Annotated in this window: 23 protein-coding genes and 1 pseudogene; 8 read left to right on the top strand and 16 right to left on the bottom strand. The window is 70.2% G+C overall.

Translation table 11 applies throughout. The features are described 5' to 3' along the window. On the top strand, positions 1–1250 hold a 1250-nt coding region (adh, locus tag ACFE8Y_RS14350), incomplete at its 5' end, for an aldehyde dehydrogenase (protein WP_375465061.1). A gap of 98 nt (positions 1251–1348) precedes the next feature. On the opposite strand, the gene ACFE8Y_RS14345 is transcribed toward adh, so the two are convergent. Then, entirely contained in the window at positions 1349–1621 is a 273-nt protein-coding gene (locus tag ACFE8Y_RS14345) for a hypothetical protein (protein WP_375465060.1), read from the bottom strand. A 154-nt stretch (positions 1622–1775) separates the two neighbouring features. Here ACFE8Y_RS14345 and ACFE8Y_RS14340 point away from each other — a divergent pair, with 154 nt between their 5' ends. Next, the gene (locus tag ACFE8Y_RS14340) at positions 1776–2201 is read left to right on the top strand and encodes a DUF779 domain-containing protein (RefSeq protein WP_375465059.1); all 426 of its coding nucleotides are present in this window, start codon (positions 1776–1778) and stop codon (positions 2199–2201) included. Positions 2202–2204: 3 nt separating this feature from the next. Here the strand turns inward: ACFE8Y_RS14340 and ACFE8Y_RS14335 are convergent, their stop codons facing one another. From ACFE8Y_RS14335 to gap, 6 genes are all read right to left on the bottom strand, one after another. Next, positions 2205–3245, bottom strand: a complete 1041-nt coding sequence (locus tag ACFE8Y_RS14335) for a tetratricopeptide repeat protein (protein ID WP_375465058.1) — start codon at positions 3243–3245, stop codon at positions 2205–2207. Then, positions 3242–3898 (bottom strand): thiamine phosphate synthase, encoded by a 657-nt coding sequence (locus ACFE8Y_RS14330; RefSeq protein WP_375465057.1) that lies wholly within the window; start codon positions 3896–3898, stop codon positions 3242–3244. The genes ACFE8Y_RS14335 and ACFE8Y_RS14330 overlap by 4 nt, the downstream gene beginning before the upstream one ends. A 318-nt stretch (positions 3899–4216) precedes the next feature. Further along, positions 4217–5287: a class II fructose-bisphosphate aldolase gene (gene fba / locus ACFE8Y_RS14325; RefSeq protein WP_375465056.1), complete on the bottom strand. Its 1071-nt coding sequence runs from the start codon at positions 5285–5287 to the stop codon at positions 4217–4219. Between the two features lie 48 nt (positions 5288–5335). After that, positions 5336–6532 (bottom strand): phosphoglycerate kinase, encoded by a 1197-nt coding sequence (locus tag ACFE8Y_RS14320; protein WP_375465055.1) that lies wholly within the window; start codon positions 6530–6532, stop codon positions 5336–5338. Between the two features lie 25 nt (positions 6533–6557). Further along, a complete protein-coding gene (locus ACFE8Y_RS14315; protein ID WP_375465054.1) occupies positions 6558–7016 on the bottom strand; it encodes a hypothetical protein in 459 nt (152 codons plus the stop codon). Positions 7017–7151: 135 nt separating this feature from the next. Continuing rightward, positions 7152–8159 (bottom strand): type I glyceraldehyde-3-phosphate dehydrogenase, encoded by a 1008-nt coding sequence (gene gap / locus ACFE8Y_RS14310; RefSeq protein WP_375465053.1) that lies wholly within the window; start codon positions 8157–8159, stop codon positions 7152–7154. 396 nt (positions 8160–8555) lie between these two features. On the opposite strand from gap, the gene ACFE8Y_RS14305 reads away from it, so the two are divergent. From ACFE8Y_RS14305 to ACFE8Y_RS14290, 4 genes are all read left to right on the top strand, one after another. Next, positions 8556–8870, top strand: a complete 315-nt coding sequence (locus tag ACFE8Y_RS14305) for a DUF4164 family protein (protein WP_375465052.1) — start codon at positions 8556–8558, stop codon at positions 8868–8870. A 70-nt stretch (positions 8871–8940) separates the two neighbouring features. After that, entirely contained in the window at positions 8941–9330 is a 390-nt protein-coding gene (locus tag ACFE8Y_RS14300) for a cell division protein ZapA (RefSeq protein ID WP_375465051.1), read from the top strand. 93 nt (positions 9331–9423) lie between these two features. Then, positions 9424–10623: an SMP-30/gluconolactonase/LRE family protein gene (locus ACFE8Y_RS14295; protein ID WP_375465050.1), complete on the top strand. Its 1200-nt coding sequence runs from the start codon at positions 9424–9426 to the stop codon at positions 10621–10623. A 69-nt stretch (positions 10624–10692) separates the two neighbouring features. Continuing rightward, a complete protein-coding gene (locus tag ACFE8Y_RS14290) occupies positions 10693–11910 on the top strand; it encodes an oxalate decarboxylase family bicupin (RefSeq protein ID WP_375465049.1) in 1218 nt (405 codons plus the stop codon). 82 nt (positions 11911–11992) lie between these two features. Here ACFE8Y_RS14290 and ACFE8Y_RS14285 read toward each other — a convergent pair whose 3' ends face one another. The 8 genes from ACFE8Y_RS14285 to ACFE8Y_RS14250 all read right to left on the bottom strand — a co-directional run bounded on the left by ACFE8Y_RS14285 (position 11993) and on the right by ACFE8Y_RS14250 (position 20328). Then, the gene (locus ACFE8Y_RS14285) at positions 11993–12868 is read right to left on the bottom strand and encodes an RNA polymerase factor sigma-32 (RefSeq protein ID WP_375465048.1); all 876 of its coding nucleotides are present in this window, start codon (positions 12866–12868) and stop codon (positions 11993–11995) included. A gap of 353 nt (positions 12869–13221) precedes the next feature. Beyond that, entirely contained in the window at positions 13222–13797 is a 576-nt protein-coding gene (locus ACFE8Y_RS14280; RefSeq protein ID WP_375465047.1) for a CarD family transcriptional regulator, read from the bottom strand. A gap of 519 nt (positions 13798–14316) precedes the next feature. Further along, on the bottom strand, positions 14317–14652 hold the full coding sequence (gene fdxA, locus ACFE8Y_RS14275; protein ID WP_375465046.1) for a ferredoxin FdxA: 336 nt from the start codon (positions 14650–14652) through the stop codon (positions 14317–14319). A 203-nt stretch (positions 14653–14855) separates the two neighbouring features. Next, complete coding sequence (locus ACFE8Y_RS14270) at positions 14856–15170, bottom strand: RNA-binding S4 domain-containing protein (protein ID WP_375465045.1); 315 nt, start codon at positions 15168–15170, stop codon at positions 14856–14858. Between the two features lie 16 nt (positions 15171–15186). After that, a complete protein-coding gene (locus ACFE8Y_RS14265; RefSeq protein ID WP_375465044.1) occupies positions 15187–18483 on the bottom strand; it encodes a helicase-related protein in 3297 nt (1098 codons plus the stop codon). A 158-nt stretch (positions 18484–18641) separates the two neighbouring features. Then, the gene (locus tag ACFE8Y_RS14260; protein ID WP_375465043.1) at positions 18642–18959 is read right to left on the bottom strand and encodes a hypothetical protein; all 318 of its coding nucleotides are present in this window, start codon (positions 18957–18959) and stop codon (positions 18642–18644) included. Between the two features lie 5 nt (positions 18960–18964). Beyond that, entirely contained in the window at positions 18965–19852 is an 888-nt protein-coding gene (locus tag ACFE8Y_RS14255; protein ID WP_375465042.1) for a DUF3108 domain-containing protein, read from the bottom strand. Between the two features lie 152 nt (positions 19853–20004). After that, positions 20005–20328 carry a hypothetical protein gene (locus ACFE8Y_RS14250; protein ID WP_375465063.1) on the bottom strand — a complete coding sequence of 108 codons (324 nt, stop codon included), beginning with the start codon at positions 20326–20328 and terminating at the stop codon, positions 20005–20007. Positions 20329–20466: 138 nt separating this feature from the next. Here ACFE8Y_RS14250 and ACFE8Y_RS14245 point away from each other — a divergent pair, with 138 nt between their 5' ends. Next, entirely contained in the window at positions 20467–21261 is a 795-nt protein-coding gene (locus ACFE8Y_RS14245; RefSeq protein WP_375465062.1) for a hypothetical protein, read from the top strand. A 45-nt stretch (positions 21262–21306) separates the two neighbouring features. Here ACFE8Y_RS14245 and ACFE8Y_RS14240 read toward each other — a convergent pair. Next, positions 21307–21774, bottom strand: a pseudogene (locus ACFE8Y_RS14240) (sulfotransferase domain-containing protein); the annotation flags it as partial. A 38-nt stretch (positions 21775–21812) separates the two neighbouring features. On the opposite strand from ACFE8Y_RS14240, the gene ACFE8Y_RS14235 reads away from it, so the two are divergent. After that, positions 21813–22079 (top strand): hypothetical protein (locus ACFE8Y_RS14235; RefSeq protein ID WP_375465041.1); only part of this gene is annotated, 267 nt, incomplete at its 3' end.

Below are 22079 nucleotides of genomic sequence, written 5' to 3'. Positions count from 1 at the left end.
TGGAGGAGAACCTCGATCTCATCGCGCTCGCCGAGACCTGGGACAACGGCAAGCCAATCCGCGAGACGGTCAACGCCGACATCCCGCTCGCCATCGACCACTTCCGCTACTTCGCCGGCTGCATCCGCGCCCAGGAAGGTTCGATCTCGGAGGTCGACCACGACACGGTCGCCTACCACTTCCACGAGCCGCTAGGCGTCGTCGGGCAGATCATCCCGTGGAACTTCCCGATCCTGATGGCGGTGTGGAAGGTCGCGCCTGCGCTCGCCGCCGGCAACTGCATCGTGCTGAAGCCCGCCGAGCAGACCCCGGCCTCGATCCTCGTGGTGCTGGAGCTGATCGGCGACCTGTTGCCGCCGGGCACGCTGAACGTCATCAACGGCTTCGGCCTCGAGGCCGGCAAGCCGCTCGCCTCCTCGCCGCGCATCGCCAAGATCGCATTCACCGGCGAGACAACCACGGGCCGGCTGATCATGCAGTACGCCTCGCAGAACCTCATCCCCGTGACGCTGGAGCTGGGCGGCAAGTCGCCGAACATCTTCTTCGCGGATGTGGCCAACGAGGACGACGACTTCTTCGACAAGGCGCTCGAAGGCTTCACGATGTTCGCCCTCAACCAGGGCGAGGTCTGCACCTGCCCCAGCCGCGCGCTGGTGCACGAGTCGATCTACGACCGCTTCATGGAGCGGGCGATCAAGCGCGTCGAGGCGATCACCCAGGGCTCGCCCCTCGATCCCACGACGATGATCGGCGCGCAGGCCTCCTCCGAGCAGATGGAGAAGATCCTCTCCTACATCGACATCGGCCGGCAGGAGGGCGCCAAGGTGCTCACCGGCGGCGAGCGCAACGTGAAGGACGGCGAGTTCGCCGACGGGTTCTACGTGCAGCCTACGGTGTTCCAGGGCCACAACAAGATGCGCATCTTCCAGGAGGAGATTTTCGGGCCGGTGCTCTCGGTCACGACCTTCAAGGACGACGCCGACGCGCTCTCGATCGCCAACGACACCCTCTACGGCCTCGGCGCCGGCGTCTGGACCCGCGACGGGACCCGCGCCTACCGCTTCGGCCGGGCGATCCAGGCCGGCCGCGTCTGGACCAACTGCTACCACGCCTACCCGGCGCACGCGGCCTTCGGCGGCTACAAGCAGTCCGGCATCGGCCGCGAGACCCACAAGATGATGCTCGACCACTACCAGCAGACCAAGAACATGCTGGTCAGCTACTCGGCCAAGAAGCTCGGCTTCTTCTAGGCCCCTCCGGACAGCCCCGGGTCCTCGCGGCCGGGGCAGCGATCTCCACCCGAGACGACTTCGCCCCGGCCGTCAGGCCGGGGTTTTTCGCTGGGTGCCTACGGCCGTCCCGTAACCGGTGAGGTCGGACTCGCCGCCGGCGAGCCGGGCGGAAGCGGACCGGTAACGCTGGTGGTGCCGCCGGGCGGTCCATCGAAGCCGACGACGCCGGACGGACCCGTGGCGAGACCTGGACCTGCCGCTCCGGTCGGCGCTGCCGTGGTGGTCGAGGGCGTGCCGGTGGTGCCGGCGCCGTCCGTTGCACCGGGAATCGGCTCGGCGTGGACGGGGCCGGCGGCGGCGAGCAGGGCGACGAGGGCGAGGCGTCTCATCAGGTCGGAAACTCCGGGCGGGGCGAGGCGCGCCGGACCCCAACGCGCGACGTTCGAACGTCACCGGAGGCGATCCGGCGAGGCGCCCTGCCTTTCGAGCCACGATGATCCACATAAGACCGCAGATCATCCAATGCGGGAGAGGACACGGACCATGACCGAGCTTTCGACGATCGAGGCCACAACCGCCGAGCAGGCCGGCGTCGACGGGACGCCGCTGCGCGTGACCGCTACCCCCGCGGCGCTCGCCCTCATCGAAGAACTGCGCGCCGAGCACGGGCCGGTGATGTTCCACCAGTCCGGCGGCTGCTGCGACGGCTCCTCGCCGATGTGCTACGGCGTCGGCGACTTCATCACCGGTGACGGCGACGTGCATCTCGGGCAGGTCGGCGGTGCAGACTTCTTCATCTCGCGCTCGCAGTTCGCGGTCTGGAAGCATACCCACATCATGCTCGACGTGGTGCCCGGCCGCGGCGGCATGTTCTCCTTGGAGAACGGCCGCGAGAAGCGCTTCCACATCCGCTCGCGGCTGTTCTCGGCCGCCGAGAACGCGGCGCTCGATGGCGCCTGCAAGCTCTGAGCGTCAGCGCACCTCAGCCCGCTCGACCGCCAGCCGTTCCGCGCGGGTGCGCTCGTCGGCGGTGAGGCTGCTCAGCGCCTGGTCGAGCCACGCGTCGGACAGGCCCTGGCCCGCCGCCGCCAGGTTCCAGGCGGCCGCCTCGACGGCGTTCTTCGCGATGCCCCGCCCCGTGGCGTAGAGGCGCGCCACCCGGTTCTGAGCGATGGCGTTGCCGCGGGCCGCCGCGTGCAGGAAGTAGCGGGCGGCCCGCGCCTCGTCCTTGGGCAGGCCGGTGCCGTTGAACAGCAGGATCGCGAACTCGACCTCGCCGGCCAGATCGCCGTTGTCGGCGGCGCGGCGGAACAGTTCCGCGGCTTGGCTCGGGTCCTTGGGTACGCCGCGGCCCTGGAGGTAGAGCACGCCGAGATCGTGCTGGGCCGGCCCGATCTCGCCGTCGGCAGCCTTGCGGAACAGCGTTGCGGCGCGCGCCTGGTCGGCCTCCGCGCCAGTGCCGAGGAGGAGCAGGGCGAGGTTGTAGGCCGCCGTCGCTGAGCCGTGCTCGGCCGCTTGCTCCAGCCAGCGCCGGCCAGCTCGCGAATCCTTGGCCACCCCGCGTCCGTCGAGCGCCATCAGGCCGAGGGAGGACATCGCGCCGGGCTCGCCCTGCGCCGCCGCGAGCCGGTACCACTCGGCGGCCTTGACCGGATCGGCCCGGATTCCGAGACCCTGGTTGTACAACTCGCCGAGCAACGTCATCGCCGCCGCGTCCTTGCGGTCGGCCTCGATGCGCTTGGTCGCCTCGCGGAACGCCGTGACGTACTGCCCGCGCTGGTAGGCCCCGTAGGCGAAGTCCGGCGTCCGGTCGGTCGCGGGCGGCCGGGCGCCCCCCGCGTAACCGGTCGTGTAGGGCGAAGGAAGCTCGCGCATCGGCGGCTTGCCGGCCGCTGCCGGGGGCTTGGTCGATTCAACCGTCCCCGGCGGCTTGGCCGGCTCGACCGCGCTCGGCGCGGCCAGGACCGGCCCGACGACGGTGAGGATCAGTGCGGCGGCCAGCGGCAGCCTCACGAGGCCGCTCCCGCGCCGGCCAGCTTCTCCTGTACGTGGGCGATGATCGCCGCGTCGGCCAGCCAGAGCCCGCTCTCCAGCCCGACGAACTCCGCGCCGGTCTGCGCGAGTGCGGCCACCTCGTCCGCCGCGGCCGCCACGCCGATGCACGGCGTCTCGAAGATCTCGGCCCACCACGCGGCACGCGCGCGCACGGCGCTCGCGTCGGGCGCGACGCCGTCCGGGTAGAGGCCGCCGAACATCAGGTAGTCGATCCCGGCCTCGCCCGCATCCATCGCCGCGTGGCGCGTCTCGATCCCGCCGACGCCGAGGATGCGCCCGTCGCGCAGCCGTCCGCGCAAATCGCGCAGAGCGCCGTCGGCCGGCTTGTCGACGTGCACGCCGTCCGCACCGCCGCGGGCCGAGACGCTGACGAGATCGCCGTCGAATCCGGCGCACGCGACGAGCAGGGCCGCCCCGGCCGCCTGCACCCGCGGCGTTACGCGCTTGACCAGGGCGATCAGGCTGCGCGCGTCGGAGGGCGCCAAGCGCAGGATCACCGCGGCGACGTCGCCGGCCGCGAGCGCGGTATCGAGCGCCGGCACGAGTGCATCGACCTGTTCGGGGCCGACGTGGTGCGGCGTCAGCAGGGTGAGGCGGGGCGCTTCGGTCATGCGCCGTGATACCGGCCTCGCGCGGTTCGGGGAAGCGGAGCGGGGCTTACTCTCCCAGCGTTCGCGCTTTCACGAATCTCGGCGCTCCGGCGTCCGAAAAGACGCACGCAGCACCACGCGGCTCCCTCTCCCAGGGGGAGAGGGTTGGCGTGAGGGGCGTGACCTGTCCGGTGAGTTCTCATCTCTCACCCTGTCCCGCTCAGGGGAGGGACCCGCGCTTCGTTCGAGTACCGTCCGGAGACGGCGTAGGCGCATCCGTAAGCTGCAATGCGAGAGGGATGCGCGCTTCCGACGCTTACCACGCCAATCGACCTCGCTTCAGGCCGCCTCGATCTTTGGATCGAGCGAGCCGTTCGCGTAGCGCTTGGCCATGGCCGAGACCGAGATCGGGCGGATCTTAGCCCCCTGTCCGGCGGTGCCGAACTCCTCGAAGCGCTGACGGCACAGCTTGGTCATCGCCTCCATGGCGGGCTTGAGATACTTGCGCGGGTCGAACTCGGCAGGGTTCTCGGTGAGCACCTTCCGGATCTGACCGGTGAGCGCCATGCGGTTGTCGGTATCGATGTTGATCTTGCGCACGCCGTGCTTGATTCCGCGCTGGATCTCCTCGACCGGCACGCCCCAGGTCGGCTTCATCTGGCCGCCGTAGCGGTTGATGATGTCCTGCAGGTCCTGCGGCACCGAGGACGAGCCGTGCATGACGAGGTGGGTCGTCGGCAGGCGGCGATGGATCTCCTCGATGACGTTCATCGCGAGCACGTCGCCGTCCGGCTGGCGGGTGAACTTGTAGGCGCCGTGGCTGGTGCCCATCGCCACCGCCAGCGCATCCACCTTGGTGGCGGTGACGAACTTCACCGCCTCGTCCGGGTCGGTCAGCAACTGGTCGTGCGAGAGCTGCCCTTCCGCGCCGTGACCGTCCTCGGCTTCGCCCTCGCCGCTCTCGAGCGAGCCCAGAACGCCGAGCTCGCCCTCGACGGAGACGCCGGCCCAGTGCGCCATCTCGGAGACCTTCTGGGTGATGTCGACGTTGTAGGCGTAGTCCGCCGGGGTCTTGCCGTCAGCTTTCAGGGAGCCGTCCATCATCACCGAGGTGAAGCCGTACTGGATCGCTGTGGCGCAGGTGGCCGCGTCGCTGCCGTGGTCGAGGTGCATGCAGACGGGGATGTGCGGGTAGATCTCGACGAGGCCGTCGATGAGCTTGGCCAGCACCACGTCGTTGGCGTAGGCGCGCGCGCCCTTGCTCGCCTGGAGGATCACCGGCGAGTCGGTGGCATCGGCCGCCGCCATGATGGCGAGCCCCTGCTCCATGTTGTTCATGTTGAAGGCCGGTACGCCGTAGGCGTACTCGGCGGCGTGATCGAGAAGCTGCCTCAACGTGATCCGCGCCATCGTCCCTGCTCCGTCCCATCGATCGTCGTGTCGGCCATCTTCAAGCGCTCAGGCGCGCAACGCCTCGACCCCCGGCAGGGCCTTGCCCTCCAGCCACTCGAGGAAGGCGCCGCCAGCGGTGGAGACGTAGCTGAACTGATCCGCGACGCCCGCGCGGTTCAGCGCCGCCACCGTGTCGCCCCCGCCGGCCACCGAGACGAGCTTTCCGGCCCGCGTGCGCGCGGCCGCGTGCCGGGCGGCGGCGACGGTGGCCGCGTCGAAGGGCGTGAGCTCGAAGGCGCCGAGCGGTCCGTTCCAGACCAGCGTCGCGGCTCCGTCGATCGCGGCCGTGATCTCGGCCACCGATCGCGGACCGGCATCGAGGATCATGCCGGCCTCGGGCACCGCGTCGACGGCGACGGTCTCATGAGGGGCGTTCGCCTGGAACGCCGAGGCGACGACCGCGTCGACCGGCAGGATGATCCTGCAGCCGGCCGCCTCTGCCGCCGCGATGATGCGTCTCGCGGTGTCGGCGAGGTCCTTCTCGCACAGCGACGTGCCGACGGTCAGCCCTTGCGCGTGCAGGAAGGTGTTGGCCATGCCGCCGCCGATCACCAGCATGTCGACCTTGGTGACGAGGTTCTCCAGCAGATCGATCTTGGAGGAGACCTTGGCCCCGCCCACGAGCGCGATCACCGGGCGCGCAGGCGCTTCCAGGCCCTTGGTCAGCGCGTCGAGCTCGGCCTGCATCAGGCGGCCGACATAGGCGGGAAGGCGGCGGGCGAGTCCTTCCGTCGAGGCGTGCGCCCGATGGGCGGCCGAGAACGCCTCGTTGACGTAGACGTCGCCGTTCTCGGCGAGCGCCGCGGCGAAGGCCGGATCGTTCACTTCCTCGCCCGCGTGGTAGCGGGTGTTCTCCAGGAGGAGCACGTCGCCGTCCCGCATCGCGGAGATGGCCGCGGAGGCCGGTGCGCCGACGCAGTCCTCGGCGAAGGCCACCGGCCGGCCGAGCTCGCCCGAGAGCGTCGCGAGCACGGGCCGGAGCGAGTCCCGCGGCTCGCGACGGCCCTTCGGCCGGCCGAAATGGGCGAGCAGCACCACCCGGCCGCCCTGGTCGGCGATCTCGCGGATCGTCGGTACCACGCGCGCGATCCGGGTCGCGTCGGTGACGTGGCCGCCCTCCATCGGCACGTTCAGATCGACGCGCAGGAGTACGCGCTTGGCCTTGAGCGGACCGGCATCGTCGAGGGTGCGGAAAGCGGTCATCGGGCCCTGCGGAGCGGGTGAGGCGTCAGCGCGCGGTCGAGGGGGAGCCGGCGCGGGGCGGCAGCAGGCTGTCGAGGTTCAGCCGCTGCACGGCGACCATCAGCACCACGGTGAGCACGGCGGTGATGATCGCGGCGAGCACCAGGGCGCCGGTCCCTGGAAGCCGCCGGGTGCGCTCGGTCAGCCCGCGCATCTCGCCGCGGAGCGCGGCAAGGTCGGACTGGCGGGCGGCCTCGTTCATGCGGTTGACCGCGCCCTCGACCTTGTCCTCGACGCGGCTCAAGAGCGACTCGGAGCGGGCGTACTTGTCCTCGATTCGCGAGGTCTTGTCCTCGATCCGGGCAAGCTGATCGAAGAGCTGATTGGCCGGGATCGGCGTCGCGCCGACAGGGATGGCCGGTGCCGGGCTCGGCTCCACGGTCGCCGCTGGCGTCTGCGGGATAAAATCGTGTGGGATTGCGGGTGCTGGCGAGGCTTCGGTCATCGTGGGCGCAGCCTTCGGTCTTCGGTTCGGCGGGCTTCCTCGGAAGCCCGCCCCTTCGCATCCGGATCCGCGATCCCGATGCGCCTGAAACGCCGCGCCCGCGGCGGATCGCGGGCGCGGTTCCGTCGATCCGGGTCAGATCAGCTTGGCCATCGCCACGGCCGTGTCGGCCATGCGGTTCGAGAAGCCCCACTCGTTGTCGTACCAAGCCAGGATTCGCACGAACGAACCGTCCATCACCTTGGTCTGGTCGAGGTGGAAGGTGGACGAGTGGGGATCGTGGTTGAAGTCGATCGAGACGTTGGGCTGGTCGGTGACGGCCAGCACGCCGCGCAGGGCGCCTTCCGCCGCGGCCTTGATCGCGTCGTTGATCTCTTGGACCGATGTCGTCCGCTTGGCGGTGAACACCAGATCGACGGCCGAGACGTTCGCGGTCGGCACGCGGAGTGCGGTGCCATCGAGCCGGCCCTTCAGCTCGGGCAGGACGAGGCCGACGGCCTTGGCCGCGCCCGTCGAGGTCGGGATCATCGAGAGCGCGGCGGCGCGGCCGCGGTAGAGGTCCTTGTGCATCTGGTCCAGCGAGGGCTGGTCGTTGGTGTAGGAGTGGATCGTGGTCATGAAGCCGCGCTCGATGCCGACGAGCTCGTTCAGCACCTTGGCGACCGGCGCGAGGCAGTTCGTGGTGCACGAGGCGTTCGAGACCACCCGGTGCTCGGCGGTCAGCTTGTCGTGGTTCACGCCGTAGACCACCGTCAGGTCCGCGCCGTCGCCCGGCGCCGAGACGAGGACGCGCTTGGCGCCGGCGTCGAGGTGGACCTTGGCCTTGTCGCGGGCGGTGAAGATGCCGGTGCATTCGAGCGCGACGTCGACGCCGAGCTCGCGGTGCGGCAGCTCGGCCGGGTTGCGCACGGCGGTGACGCGGATGCGCTTGCCGTCTACCACGAGCACCTCGCCCTCGACCGCGACGGTGCCCGGGTAGCGGCCGTGGATGGAATCGAAGCGCAGCAGGTGGGCGTTGGTCTCCACCGGACCGAGATCGTTGATCGCGACCACCTCGATGTCCGAGCGGCCCGCCTCGTGGATCGCGCGCAGCACGTTGCGGCCGATGCGCCCGAACCCGTTGATGGCAACCTTCACCGTCACGGCGTGACTCCTTGCGATTGGGGGGCGCCGCGCGACCGGCGCCGTTTCCTGGGGGCGTGAGCGATGCATCCGGGTTCGGCCCGCGCTGCGGCCGGCTCTATGATCGCCTGAATTGAACGTGCGATGAACCTGGGTGCCGCCCGCCGGCCGCCAGGGACCATCCGATCGACGGACGATGCGGGCAAGGGCCTCGAGCGTGGCACGGGGGCTGATCCGAAAAACTTTGGCGCGTCGGCCGTCTAACATGGTGCCCTCGGCTGTCAAAGCGCGGGACCTGACAAACCGGGTACGCCGATCGGCGAATGCACCGCTTTCCGCCGGGCCGGCGATTCCGCGCGGATGCATATCGCTTCCGGCTGGCGTTCCGGGGCGCCTTGGGGGAAACCTTGCCTCACGATGAGCCAGCCCTCCGACGCGTCCACAGACCCGATCGACGACGCCCTCGCGCGGCTCGGCGAAGCGCTCGACCGCCTCGAAGCGGCGGTCGCGCGCCGGATCGAGGCGGAGGCGAACCCCGACGACATCGCGGCCGAACGCGCGATCATGGCCGAGGACCGCGCACGGCTGGCGGCCGCGCTGGATGCCGCGAGCGCGCGGCTCTCCGAGGTCGAGACCGCCGCGGACGTTGTCGGCCGGCGCCTGGACCGGGCAATCGGCGCGGTCGAGGGCGTGCTCGCAGGACCGGCCGGAGGCCACCCCCCCGGGACATGAGCGGAGCCGCGCTTGACCTCCGGGCAGGCCGGCGCTCCCAATCCTCCGACGACGGTTCGGCGAGCGAGCGATGCCTCAGATCAGCGTCACCATCGACGGCAAGAGCTACCGCATGGCCTGCGGCGAGGGCGAGGAGGCACACCTGTCCGAACTCGCGGCCGGCCTCGACGCGCGCGTGGCCGAGATGCGCGGATCTTTCGGCGAGATCGGCGACATGCGCCTGCAGGTGATGGCCGCGCTCACGATCTCCGACGAGGTCGCGGAGCTGAGGCGGCGGCTGGCGCTGGCCGAGGCCGAGGCGGCGCGCCTGCGGGCTGAGGCCGAGGCGGAGGCCAGATCGCGCGCGGGACAATCCGCGCGCGTGGCCGACGGCGTGGCGCGGGCCGCCGACCGGATCGAGCGGATGGCGCGGGCGCTCGACCCGACCGGCCCGCCGACGGGCGCGCGTGATGCGCCCTGAGCGGGGACGGTTGCCCGCTGAGGATGAAGCTTGGCCGGAACCAGCCGCGTTGGAGGCAGGGAACACGTCCCTTCCCTTACGAGAATGCCCGCCATGACAGGTTCGATTCCCCACGCCCGCGCGCTCGCGCTGCTCGCCGGCACCATGCTCGCGGCGCCGGCCTTCGCCCAGGCGCCCGCGGCTCCGGGGCCGCAACTGACCAAGGTCGCGAGCTTCGACCATCAGGTCACCGGCGTCACCGTCTCGAAGGACGGGCGCATCTTCGTCAATTTCCCGCGCTGGACTGAGGACAGCGCGGTTTCCGTCGCCGAGCTGAATGACGGCGCGCTGACGCCGTTCCCGGATGCCGAATGGAACGCGTGGCGCAACGCGCGGAAGGACGAGGTGTCGGCCAAGGATCACTGGGTCTGCGTTCAGAGCGTCGTCGCCGATCCACAGGGCAACGTCTGGGTGCTCGATCCGGCCGCGCCTGCGATGGCGGCCGTGGTCAAGGACGGGCCGAAGCTCGTCGAGATCGACCTGAAGACCAACAAGCCGGCGCGCACCATCGCCTTCGACACGAGCGTGGCGCCGCAGGGCTCCTACCTCAACGACGTGCGCTTCTCGCCCGACGGCAAGACCGCCTACCTCACCGATTCCGGCGCGAGCGGCGCCCTCGTCGTGGTCGATCTCGATAGCGGCAAGGCCCGGCGCCTGCTCGACGGCGACCCCTCGACGATGCCGGACAAGAGCGTGACCGTGACCTACGACGGCAAGCCGCTGCGCCGGCCCGACGGGCGCGGCGTCGAGTTCTCGGCCGACGGCATCGCCCTCTCGACGGACGGCAGGACGCTGTACTGGCAGGCGATCAAGGGCAAGACGCTCTACAGCGTGTCGACCGACGCGCTGACGGGGTGGCTCACCGCGGCGGTGGTGCCGGCAGCCCTCACCGACAAGAGCCTCTCGGGCAAGGTCGAGACGGTGGGCGAGAACGGGCCGGCCGACGGGCTGATCATCAGCCGCCACGACGGCCGCATGTACGTGAGCGCCCCGCAGGAGGACGCGATCAAGGTCCGCGACCTGTCGGCCAAGGATGGCACGCCGAGCGTGCTCGTTCAGGACCCGCGCCTGCGCTGGCCCGACACCTTCGCCGAGGCGCCGGACGGGACGATCCTGTTCACCACCTCGCACATCCAGGACTCGGCCTTCTACAAGCCCGACGCACCGGCCGCGCTCCCGACCGAGCTGTGGAGCATCAAGCCCGGCCCGGCCGACGCCACCGGCTCGACGCGCAACATTTCCGCCCCGCGGTAAGGCGCGACCTTGAGGGCCGGCCGCGCGACCGGCCGGCCCATTTCATTTCCTGAACCCGGACCTTGCCCGATGACCGACCTCTCACGCCGCGGCCTGATTGCGGGTGCCGCCGGCGGCGCGCTACTCGGCGGCGCGGCCCAGGGCGCAGCCGGTGCCCCCGCGCCGATCCGCGAACCGGACGGTGCCGATATCCTCGGCCCGAAGAACCCGGCACGCGAGGCGCAGGACCCGTTCACCCTGCGTCCGCCGAAGACCGACCACGGCACCATGCCGAACCTGAAATGGTCGTTCGCCGACAGCCACATGCGGCTCGAAGAGGGCGGCTGGGCCCGGCAGACCACGATCCGCGAATTGCCGATCTCGAAGGCGATGGCCGGCGTCAACATGCGGCTGAAGGCCGACGCCGTCCGGGAGATGCACTGGCACAAGGAAGCCGAATGGTCCTACATGCTCAAGGGGCGTGCGCGGATTACCGCCGTCGACCAGGACGGGCGGACCTTCGCCGACGACGTATCGGAGGGCGACCTCTGGTACTTTCCCTCCGGCATCCCGCACTCGATCCAGGGTCTGGAATCCGAGATCGACGGCTGCGAGTTCCTGCTCGTCTTCGACGACGGCGCGTTCTCCGAAGACTCGACATTCCTGATCACGGACTGGCTGGCGCACACCCCGAGGGACGTGCTGGCCAAGAACTTCGGCCTACCGGAGGAGGCCTTCGCGGGGCTGCCGAAGGAGGAGCTCTACATCTTTCCAGGCCCGAAGCCGGGGCCGCTCGCCGCCGACAGGATGGGCGGGGCCGGCCCGATCCCGCAGAGCTTCAGCCACCGCATGCTGGCGCAGGCGCCAATCCGCACCCGCGGCGGCAGCGTGCGCATCACCGACTCGACGGTGTTTCCCGCCTCGAAGACCATCGCGGCGGCCCTCGTCGAGGTCGAGCCCGGGGCCATGCGGGAACTGCACTGGCACCCGAACGGCGACGAGTGGCAGTACTACATCGACGGCACGGCGCGGATGACGGTGTTCGGCTCGGAATCGAAGGCGCGAACCTTCGACTACCGTGCGGGCGATGTCGGCTACGTGCCCTTCGCCATGGGGCACTACATCGAGAACACCGGGGCGACCACGCTGCGCTTCCTCGAAATGTTCAGGTCCCCGACCTACGCCGACGTGTCCCTGGCACAGTGGGTGGCGCTGACGCCGCATGCCCTGGTGCGGGCGCACCTCGGGCTCGACGAGGCGGCACTCGGCGGCCTGCCGACGGGGAAGGTGCAGGTCCTGCCGGGCTGAGCGGCGCTTCGGATACCAGATACGAAGAAGGCCCGACCATCCGGTCGGGCCTTCTTCGTGCATCGTCGCGTACCGCCAGGGGTCAGCCGGCGTAGGCCGCGCCCGTCGTCTGCGGGAAGCGGTCGGCCAGCGCCCGGCGCAGTTTCTCCAGCGCGCGGTTCTCGATCTGGCGCACGCGCTCCTTGGAGATGCCGAGGCGGTGGCCGAGCGCCTCCAGGGTCGCCTGATCCTCCGCCAGACGCCGCTCGCGCAGGATGCGCAGTTCGCGCTCGGACAGGACGGTGAGCGCCTGCTGAAGCCAGAGATGGCGGCGCTCGCCGTCCACCGTCGCGGTGACGGTCTCGTCCGGCAGGGCCGCGCCGTCGACGAGGAAGTCCATCCGCTCGGAAGACGCCTCGCTCTCGTCGCCGACCGAGGCGTTGAGCGACATGTCGGGGCCCGACAGGCGGGCGTCCATCAAGGCCACGTCCTCGCGGGAGACGCCGATGGCGGTTGCGATGCGGCGGTGGATCTCGTCGCCGACCCGCTCCTCGGTCGATTGCATCAGCCGGGCGCGCAGGCGGCGCAGATTGAAGAACAAGGCCTTCTGGGCCGAGCTCGTGCCGCCGCGGACGATCGACCAGTTGCGCAGGATGTAATCCTGGATCGAGGCGCGAATCCACCACGTCGCGTAGGTGGAGAAGCGTACCTCCCGCTCGGGCTCGAAGCGGGCGGCGGCCTCCATCAGGCCGACATGGCCCTCCTGGACAAGATCGGCCATCGGCAGGCCGTAGTGGCGGAAACGCCCTGCCAGGGCGATGACGAGGCGCATGTGCGCGGAGATCAACTTATGAAGGGCACGCTCGTCGCGGTCGTCCTTCCAGCTCACGGCCAGACCCCGCTCCTCGTCGCGCTGGAGGAATGGAGCCTCCATCGCGGTGCGGATGAACTGCCGCCGAATTCCTGCGATTTCCGCCATGCCGCCTGTCTCTTTCTTCCGAGCGATGTGCGGCTTCGGCCGCGAACCGAGGTCTCGCCAGCACCGCCGTAGACCCGCACTAGGCCCTGCCACAACTGGAGGGCGGAGGCGAAGGTTCCGCCGCGATGCAGCAGGACGCGTCGACCCGCTCGTTCGGCCCGTCGGTCCGCCTCCGCGATGGACCCCGGCAACGGCGCAATGCCCGGAGGGGGATGGACGATCCCGTATGTTCAACACCGCCCGCGAGGATCGGAGGGAATACGCCCTGGCCACGGATGTACGGGCCCACGAAAAAGCCCGGCGCGGAAGCACCGGGCTTTTTCAGACCAACCACGTTCGGGAAAAGCGCGCCTTCAGGCCGCCTCCTCCTGGATGTCCTCTGCTTCCGCCTCAGCCTCCTTGGCGCGGCGGGGAGACTTCGACAGGCTCTGCTCGATCAGCTTGAGTGCCTCGGTCTCGGTGATCCGGTTGACCGCCGAGATCTCGCGCACGATGCGGTCGAGGGCCGCCTCGTAGAGCTGGCGCTCGCTGTAGGACTGCTCCGGCTGCGCCTCGGACCGGTAGAGGTCGCGCACGACCTCGGTGACCGAGAGCAGGTCGCCGGAATTGATCTTGGCCTCGTATTCCTGGGCACGACGCGACCACATCGTCCGCTTGACCCGGGCGCGGCCCGTCAGGAGGTCCAGAGCCTTCTTGAGGAGTTCCGGCTCAGCGAGCTTGCGCATACCGACGCTGTTGGCCTTCGCGGTCGGAACGCGCAGGACCATCTTGTCCTTCTCGAAGGACACCACGAACAGCTCCAGCTTGTAGCCGGCGATCTCCTGCTCCTCGATCGCGGTGATGCGGCCGACGCCGTGAGCGGGATACACCACCGCCTCGCCCGTCTTGAATCCCTGGCGGCCCGTCGTCGGCTTCTTGGCTGTGGTCATGCGAGAAGGGCCTCCAGAACATCGCGCAGGCTCGACGAACCCGCGTCCAACCATATCGTCCGGGATGGAACACCCGGCCTCGAACACCCGCTGCCGTTCACCGACCCGTCGGGCACATGAACGTCAGGTCCCAGGTGCCACCGGGCACAAGCCATAAGTGAACGGCCACCGAAGGCGACGCCTTCAGGGGGTCGAGCGCGTGCATCCTGTTTTCCTGGAGAACCCGGATTCCACGCCTCTCGACGCGGCAGGGAGCACGTCAGGCGCGAGCGACGGCAGGGAGATTATGTAGCACGAACCGGGCGCCGAATCAAAGCGCCGACGGGCCGCATGCGCGCACGTTTCCCCTGCCGGACGCACCGCGCGCGGAGCTTAGGCGCCGGTCGAGGCAGATGATGTTGAGCGTCCCGCGCTCGCGGTCCGAGCGGAGCGCCGGCTCAAAGTTCCTCACGTAGCGCCGAACACGCTGTCGGCGCCCGAGCGAAGTCGGGAATTGACCGGACGCTTCGCGAGGCACCCTCAGTCGCCGGTGCCGGGCTGGGCCGAGAAGTGCGCCTCCTTGCCGGACACGCCGTCCCACGCCTTGGCGTCGGCGGGCGCATCCTTCTTCTGGGTGATGTTGGGCCAGCTCTTGGCGTAGTCCGCGTTGATCTTGAGCCACGTTTCGAGGCTCGGCTCGGTGTCGGGCTTGATCGCCTCGGCCGGGCATTCCGGCTCGCAGACGCCGCAATCGATGCACTCGTCCGGATGGATGACGAGCATGTTCTCGCCCTCGTAGAAGCAGTCCACCGGACAGACCTCCACGCAGTCCATGTACTTGCACTTGATGCAATTGTCGGTGACGACGTAGGTCATGAGCCGATTTTCGTCCTCGATCCGCGCAAGCTCGCATCCGCGGCTGCCGGGCGCTCGAACGGTCCCGCGCTCGGGCCTCGTTCGGCGGGGATGTCGACGGGCCGGCCATGCGGCCCCGGAAGCCCACGGCTCTAGCCCCTGCCGGGAAGGCTGACAAGCACGGCCGCCCCGCGCGGGGTGCGCGCCGCGGCACTGTGGCCTGCCTACAAGGGTCCCGATTCCGGGGGCGGATCGCCCGCGGGTGCATCGTCTCCCGTCGAGAGATCGACGTAGAGCCCGCGTGCCTCCGGCGCAGGCCCGCGCCGCGTCCCGAGGTCGGCGACCCGCAGGACCGCGGTGGCGTGCGCGGCCGCGACGGTGACCACGTCGCCGACCGCGACCCCCCGCGCCGCCGCGGTGGTCCGCGCGCCGTTGATGCGGACGTGGCCGTCCTCGACGAGGCGGGCGGCGAGCGACCGGGTTCGCGCCAGCCGGGCGAACCACAACCACTTGTCCAGCCGCTGCCGCCCCGCCTTCATTCCGCGCGCAGGAGGCTCAGCGCTTGCCGCCCTCGCCCGCTTCCATCTGCGCCTTCAGAGCGGCGAGCTTGGCGAACGGCGAATCCGGATCGGGTGCGCGCTCGCGCCGCGGCGGTCGCGCGTCTGGGCGCGGCCCGGCGTGGCGGGGCTCGTCCCGGCGTTCGGGGCGTGCCCCCGGCTCGAAGCGCTCGCGCCGCGGGCCGCCCTCCTGGCGCCGGCCCCCGTCCGGACGATCCTGGCGCGGGGGCCGGTCGCGGCCCTCAGCCGCCTGCGGCCGCTGCGGCCGGTCCCGGCCGCCCTCGCGGCGCGGCTCGCCCTCCCGCCGCGCCTCGCCCTGCGGCGCGGCGTCGCGACCGCCGCGGCTGGCATCCCGCGGGCGCTGCCGCGGATTGGCCTGACGCTGGTGCCGCTGAAGGGTCCAGACCTGCACCGTCGCCGGATTGGCCGCCTCCGGCTCCGCCGCGGCGTCGGCTCCGGGTTCGGCGAGCACCGAATCGTCCCCGGCGGCCGCCTCGTCCATGGCATCGGCCGTGGCCGGCTCGGTCGCCGGTTCGGCCTCCGCGGGCGCGGGCTCGGCGGCCTCCAGGGCGGGTGCCTCGGCGATGACGGGAGGTGGGGCTTCCACGGGTTGAGTGACGGCCGGCGCCGGCTCGACCGGTGATGCGTCCGCGACGGCCGGCACCGCCTCCGTGTCCGGGGTCGTCGCGTCCGTGTCCGCGTCCGGTGTCGTCGCGTCCGCGGCCTCGTCCGGCGCATCGCCGCCGACAGTTGCGGCGACCTCCGCCGTGGTGGGCGCGGCTTCGGACGCCGCCTCGGCGGCCTCCGTCGCGGCGCCCGCGGGCGCCGTCGGCTGCACCGGCGCGGTCGCGGCGGCCGGCAGCAGCGGCACGGTGATGGCCGGGCCGAGGCGGGTCTCGGCCGCGTAGCCCAGCGAGGTCAGGATCGAGGCGAAGTCCTCGCCCGAGCAGCCGACCAGCGAGGTCATGCCGACGGTGGCCACGAACCCGTCCCGGTCCGCGGCGCCCGCCGGCGGATCGCCCGGGGTGGTGCCTGGCCGGTAGGCGACCGCTGGCCGGATCAGGTCGGCCAGCCGCTCCAGGATGTCGACGCGCACCGCCCGCGCGCCGCAGACGCGAAAACCCGCCGCGCGGTAGAGGCCCTTGGCGATCTCCGGGTCCACCTTGATCGAGGTGCGCCCGGAGCCGGCCAAGTGCGCGATCTCGTCGAGGCCGCGCTGCTCCAGGCCGCCGTTGCCGAGCGCCCAGAGCTGGGCGGCCAGCGTGCGCGGGGCCGGCTTCAGCAGGGCCGGCAGGAACAGGTGGTAGGCGCCGAAGCGCACGCCGTGGCGGCGCAACGCCCCGCGCCCGTCCTGGTCGAGGGTGCGCATCTCCTGCGCGACGCGGGCGCGCTCCAGCACGCCCAGCGCCTCGACCACCTGGAAGCCGATGCCCTTGGCGAGCCCGGTGATGTCGGCGGCCGACTCGATCTCCATCAGCGGCCCGAGCAGGCGCACAACCTGCGCCTTCAGCCACGCGTCGAGCCGGCCCGCGACCTTCTCCCGCTGGGGCCCGGCCAGGGCGTCGTCCGCGAGCAGGCGGATGCCCGGCGCGAAGATCTTGTCGCCGGGGGTGAGCTTGGCCACCGGCGCGCCGGTCCAGCGGATCACGCCGTCGTGGCTCAGCACGAGGGCGGCGTCGGCGGCCGAGGCGAACCGCTCGGCCCGCGCCTCGATCTCGCCGGCCAGCGCCTTCTCGGCGGCGCTGCGCAGCGTCTTGGCCTCGTGCCCCTCGGCGCTCGCGTCGGGCACGAACAGGAAACCGTGCAGATGGCCGACGTGCTGCGCCTCGACGGTGACGTCACCGTCGGCGGTGATCTGGGCTTCCAGCATCGTGTTCTCTCTCAGGCGCCGCATCAGGACGCTGGTGCGCCGATCGACGAAGCGGCTCGCGAGGCGTTCGTGCAGGGCGTCGGACAGCCTGTCCTCTACCCGACGCGTTTCGCCCTGCCAATGTTCCGGGTCGCGCAGCCAGTCGGGGCGGTTGGCCACGAAGGTCCAGGTCCGCCCCTGCGCGATCCGCTGCGACAGCGCGTCGATGTCGCCGTCGGTGCGGTCGATCATCGCGACGTGGCCGGCAAACCACTCGTCGGGGATGCGCCCGGCCATGCCCCGCATCAGGAAGCGGTAGAGCTGGGCCACGAGGTCGGCGTGGGTCTGGGGGTGGACCTTGCGGTAGTCGGGCACGCCGCAGACGTCCCACAGGCGCTTCACGCCGGCGGGATTGGACGCCAGATCACGGATGTCGTCCTCGCGCATCAGGATCTCCAGCGCCTGCTGGTCCTCGCCCATCGGCGCGCGGGTCAGCCCCGGCTCGCGCGGGTGCTCGTCGAGGCTCTCCTGGAGGGCGGCGAGCGAGGCGAAGCGCAGGTCGGGGTTGCGCCATTGCAGGACGCGCAAGGGCTCGAAGCTGTGGCTCTCCAGGGCCTCGACCATCTCGGGCTCGAACGGACGGCAGCGGCCGGTCGAGCCGAAGGTGCCGTCCGAGAGGTGGCGCCCGGCGCGGCCCGCGATCTGCCCCATCTCGGCCGGCGTCAGCTTGCGGAAGCGGGTGCCGTCGTACTTCCAGTTGGCGGCGAACGCCACGTGATCGACGTCGAGGTTCAGGCCCATCCCGACCGCGTCGGTGGCCACGAGGTAGTCGACGTCGCCGGACTGGTAGAGCTCCACCTGCGCGTTGCGGGTCCGCGGCGAGAGCGCGCCCAGCACCACCGCCGCTCCCCCACGCTGGCGCCGGATCAGCTCGGCGATGGCGTAGACCTCCTCGGCCGAGAACGCGACGATCGCGGTGCGCCGGGGCAGCCGGGAGATCTTCGTCTCGCCGGCGAACGTCAGCTTCGACAGCCTCGGGCGCGTCGTGGTGTGGACGTTGGGGATCAGCGACCTGACCAGCGGCAGCATGGTCGAGGAGCCGATCAGCAGGGTCTCCTCGCGACCGCGCTGGTACAGGAGCCGGTCGGTGAAGACGTGGCCGCGGTCCATGTCGGCCGCCAGTTGGATCTCGTCGATGGCCACGAACGCCACGTCGAGGTCGCGCGGCATCGCCTCGATGGTCGCGATCCAGTAGCGCGGCCGGTCGGGCTTGATCTTCTCCTCACCCGTGACGAGCGCCACCTTCTCGACGCCGACCCGGGCGACCACCCGCAGGTAGACCTCGCGGGCGAGCAGCCTGAGTGGCAGGCCGATCATGCCGGTCGGGTGCGCCAGCATCCGCTCGATGGCCAGATGCGTCTTGCCGGTGTTGGTCGGCCCGAGCACCGCCGTGACGCCGCGCGCGCGGGCCGACGGGGGGAGGGAACGCCGTTGGGTGAGGATCGGGGCAATCCCTTCGGCGGAGAGCCGCTCTTACCGGTCCGCTTGCCGGTCCGCTTGCAGGCCGGCCTGCACGAAGCCGGCTGGGATGCGCGAAGACGCCGTCAGTCGCCCGGCGGCCTCGCGCCGCGCCGGGAACCCGCGGCATATGGGGCGGCGGGCCCTCTGCCGCCAAGCCCGGACGCGGAACTGTCCCTGCCGGTCGCGCCGTAGAGCTCGATCCGGACCGGCGGCGGCGCCTCGATGTCGGCGCAGAGGGTGTCGGGCACGGCGGTGAGCGGCCCGTGCCGGGGCCGGCGCCCCTCGGTCACCTCGGCCGAGGAATACGCGTTCCCGCCGCAGGCGCCTTCACCGGCGTCCCTGGGCTGGGCCTCGGCCGTGGACGCCGCGAGCAGGACCGCGAGGCCGGCGAGCGCGCGCATCGGGCTCAGCGTCCGAGGCTCGCCACGCTGCCGCTCGCGGCCGGCGCCTCGGCCGTGGCGCCGGTACGGACCCAGCGGGTCGCCTCGATGATGTTGGTGCCGATGGTGGTGCGCACCGAGATCCGGATGGGCACGAGCATCCGCGTGCCCTCGACCGGCGCGAGCCAGACCGACATGTCGCGGTTCTCCTCCATGAAGCGCACCCCCGGCCGGTCCGGCCGGTGGCCGGCGATCGCTTGGTAGCGGGCGTTGCAGACCAGCACCGGGCCAGCATAGCCCGGCTTCTCCAGGGACTTCGTCTCGCCGTAGCTCAGCACCACGTTGAAGCGCGTCGCGCCGTCGAAGACCGGCAGCGTGCGGTTGCAGTTCTCGGGGTCGGTGAGGTCTCCGCGCGCGCGCGCCGGCATCAGCAGGGCGCTCGCCGGGTCCATGATGCCGCGCTTGTTGGCGGGCGAGACCGGCACGCGGTCGTCCATGTCGACCAGCGGCGGCGTCACCTCGGACTGCGTGACGTTGCCGTGGGCGAGCGCCATCCGCACGGCGATGCCGGAATTCGTGGTCCGCGTCGCGATCGAGAAGGCGCTCGGCTGCGGCCCCGCCGCGATCGTGCCGGAGGATCGGGCCGAGCCCTGGCCGCCGGTGATCGCGCCGGCGAGGCCCGTCAGCGTCGCCGACACGTCGACGCGATACTTCGCGCCCTCAAAATTCCCGGCCAGGTGCGCCGTGCCGATGGGCAGGCCGGCCAGCGCGATGCCGTAATCGATGGCGATCGCCGCAGGTACGGCCTTCGACGCCCGCGGCGCGGCCACGGCGCCCGTCGAACCGGGCAGGGCAGCCGCGATCAGGCCGAGGCGGACGAGCGTTGCGGCGCGAAGGCGGGGAGGGGCGCTCATGATCCGGATCGAATCCTCAAAGCTCGCGCGGGCCGGCTTCGACGTGCGAGGGCTGGAGCCGCGGTTATCCGAGGAACAGGGTTAACACATCGTTCCGTCCCTGCACGTCGCGCCGCAGGCACATCGCCCGACGAAATTCCCTATTCCGGCGCTCATACGTCCGGCATCGGCGGTCTCTTCGGCCGGCCGATCCGCAGCCATCGCAGGGGCCGGGTCAGCTTCCAACTCAACGACGCCGCCGTGGAGTCGTGGAAAGCGACGCTCCAGTGCAGGAAGGCGCTGTACCGGCTCTCGGCGCGCTCCCGCGCGTGCTCGGCCGCCGCTTGGCCCGCGTGGGCCGCGTCGCGCTCCGCCTCGAGGAGGCGCTGCGTCCCCTGCGCCAGCGCCACGTCGGATCGCGCCGCGTCACGATCCGCGGCAGCGGCATCGCGCTCGGTCAACGCGGCCGTCAGGGCGGACGCGCTCGCGGTGCGCATCGCATCACCCTCCTGCGAGACCCTGTCGATGGCTGACCGCGTTGCATCTCGCTCCGCCGCGGCGGCGTCGCGCTCGGTTTCCGCAGTCCTTTGTGCTCGGCTCGCAGCCGCAATCGCGGCTCGCGCCGCGTCGCGCTCGTGCCGCACGTCATCGGCCGCGGCTCGGGCGACCTCCCGCTCTGCGGCAGCGGCGTCGCGCGTGGTTTCCGCCAAGCGCCGCGCCTCGATCGCAGCCTCAGCCTCGATCTGCGCCGCGTCGCGCTCGCATTCCGCCGTTCGCTGCGCTTGGCTCGCAGCCGCGGCTGCGTCGCGCGCCGCGTCGCGCTCCCGGCGCATGTCATCGGTCGCAGCCCGGGCGACCTCCCGCTCCGCAGCGGCGGCATCGCGCTCGGTTTCCGCCAAGCGCCGCGCCTCGACCGCAGCCTCAGCCTCGACCTGCGCCGCATCGCGCTCAAGCCGCAGAGCGTCGCTGGTGATTTGGGTCGCATCACGCTCTGCCACGGCGGCATCGCGATCGCTTTCCATAGCTTGACGGGCATCGATTGCGGTCTCGCACTCTGCCCATGCCGCGTCGCGCTCGCGGCGCATGTCTTCGGCCGCGGCTCTGGCAACCTCCCGTTCTGCGGCAGCGGCATTACGCTCGGCCTCCGCAGTCTGCCGCGCCGTAATCTCAGCTTCGGTCTTGATTCGTGCCGCATCGCGCTCAGTCGTAATAGCTTCGTGTGTTACCTCCGCGACTTGGCGCGCCGCAATCTGGGATTCATCCTCAACCCGCGTCGTGCGCCGCCCGTACCGCGTAGCATCAGAGTAGTATCCGTATTCCTGCATAGTTTCGCCGTGATACTGATCAAACAGCTCACGATGAGTTGCTATTTCTTCGAACGCTGCCTCATTCCCTCCACTTCGAAAAAAATTAGGATGAAGCTTGTGTAAGTCGGTAAAATTTATGATGGGCGCGCGTAGGGGCTTTACTTCAAGAAAATTGCTGATTTGGTCAATCACGCTTGGTATAGAACTAAGCATGTCTTCATATCGAACTAGAAGAGTGCGCTTACGAGTCTTTGGATGCCAAGCTGCAATATGCTGAGACCATCCGCCTACCGAAATTGGTCCTGCTATAACATCTTCAATGCTTACTTCTGATTTTTCAATATCACGTAGATAGTGATAGAAAGATACTACTGCGGCTCTACCGTCGCGCATAACATATATTGCAGCATCATCGTTTACAGGACTATTGTGTGTTTTGATGAGGGAAGAGGCATCAAATGTATTTTGGCCAGCGGCTTCTACATGGCCGATAGTAGAAATAAGCTCAGGTGTTTTGTCAAAAAATCTTAGGTCATTTTCGTATACAGAAGCTGTTTGAAAATCAAACGCTTGCTTTAGAACAATCCGTAGGAAGGTGTTCCCGGAGCGAGGATATGACGCGATCCAAATAGGCATGAACGAATATCCAGCTATGGTATAGACTTACAACCAATGTGGCGATTGCCGCGCATCGCGTCTACTATGGCTTCCCACTCGGCGACCGCGGCCTCGCGCGCGCTCCGTGCTTCCTGGCAGATCGCGAGCGCTGCGTCACGTTCCGCCCGCATCGCATCGCGCGCGTTGCGGAGCGCGTCACGCTCTGTGCGGAGCGCGTCACGCTCTGTGCGGAGAGCGTCACGCTCTCTGCGGATCGCGTCGCGCTCTCCGCGGATCGCACTGGCCTCCGCGCGGGCGGTCTCGCTCGCACCGACCGCTTGGCC

This window comes from uncultured Methylobacterium sp., from assembly GCF_964242245.1.
In the GTDB taxonomy this organism is placed as follows: Bacteria; Pseudomonadota; Alphaproteobacteria; order Rhizobiales; family Beijerinckiaceae; genus Methylobacterium.
This window is presented reverse-complemented; position numbering and strand designations above follow the sequence as displayed.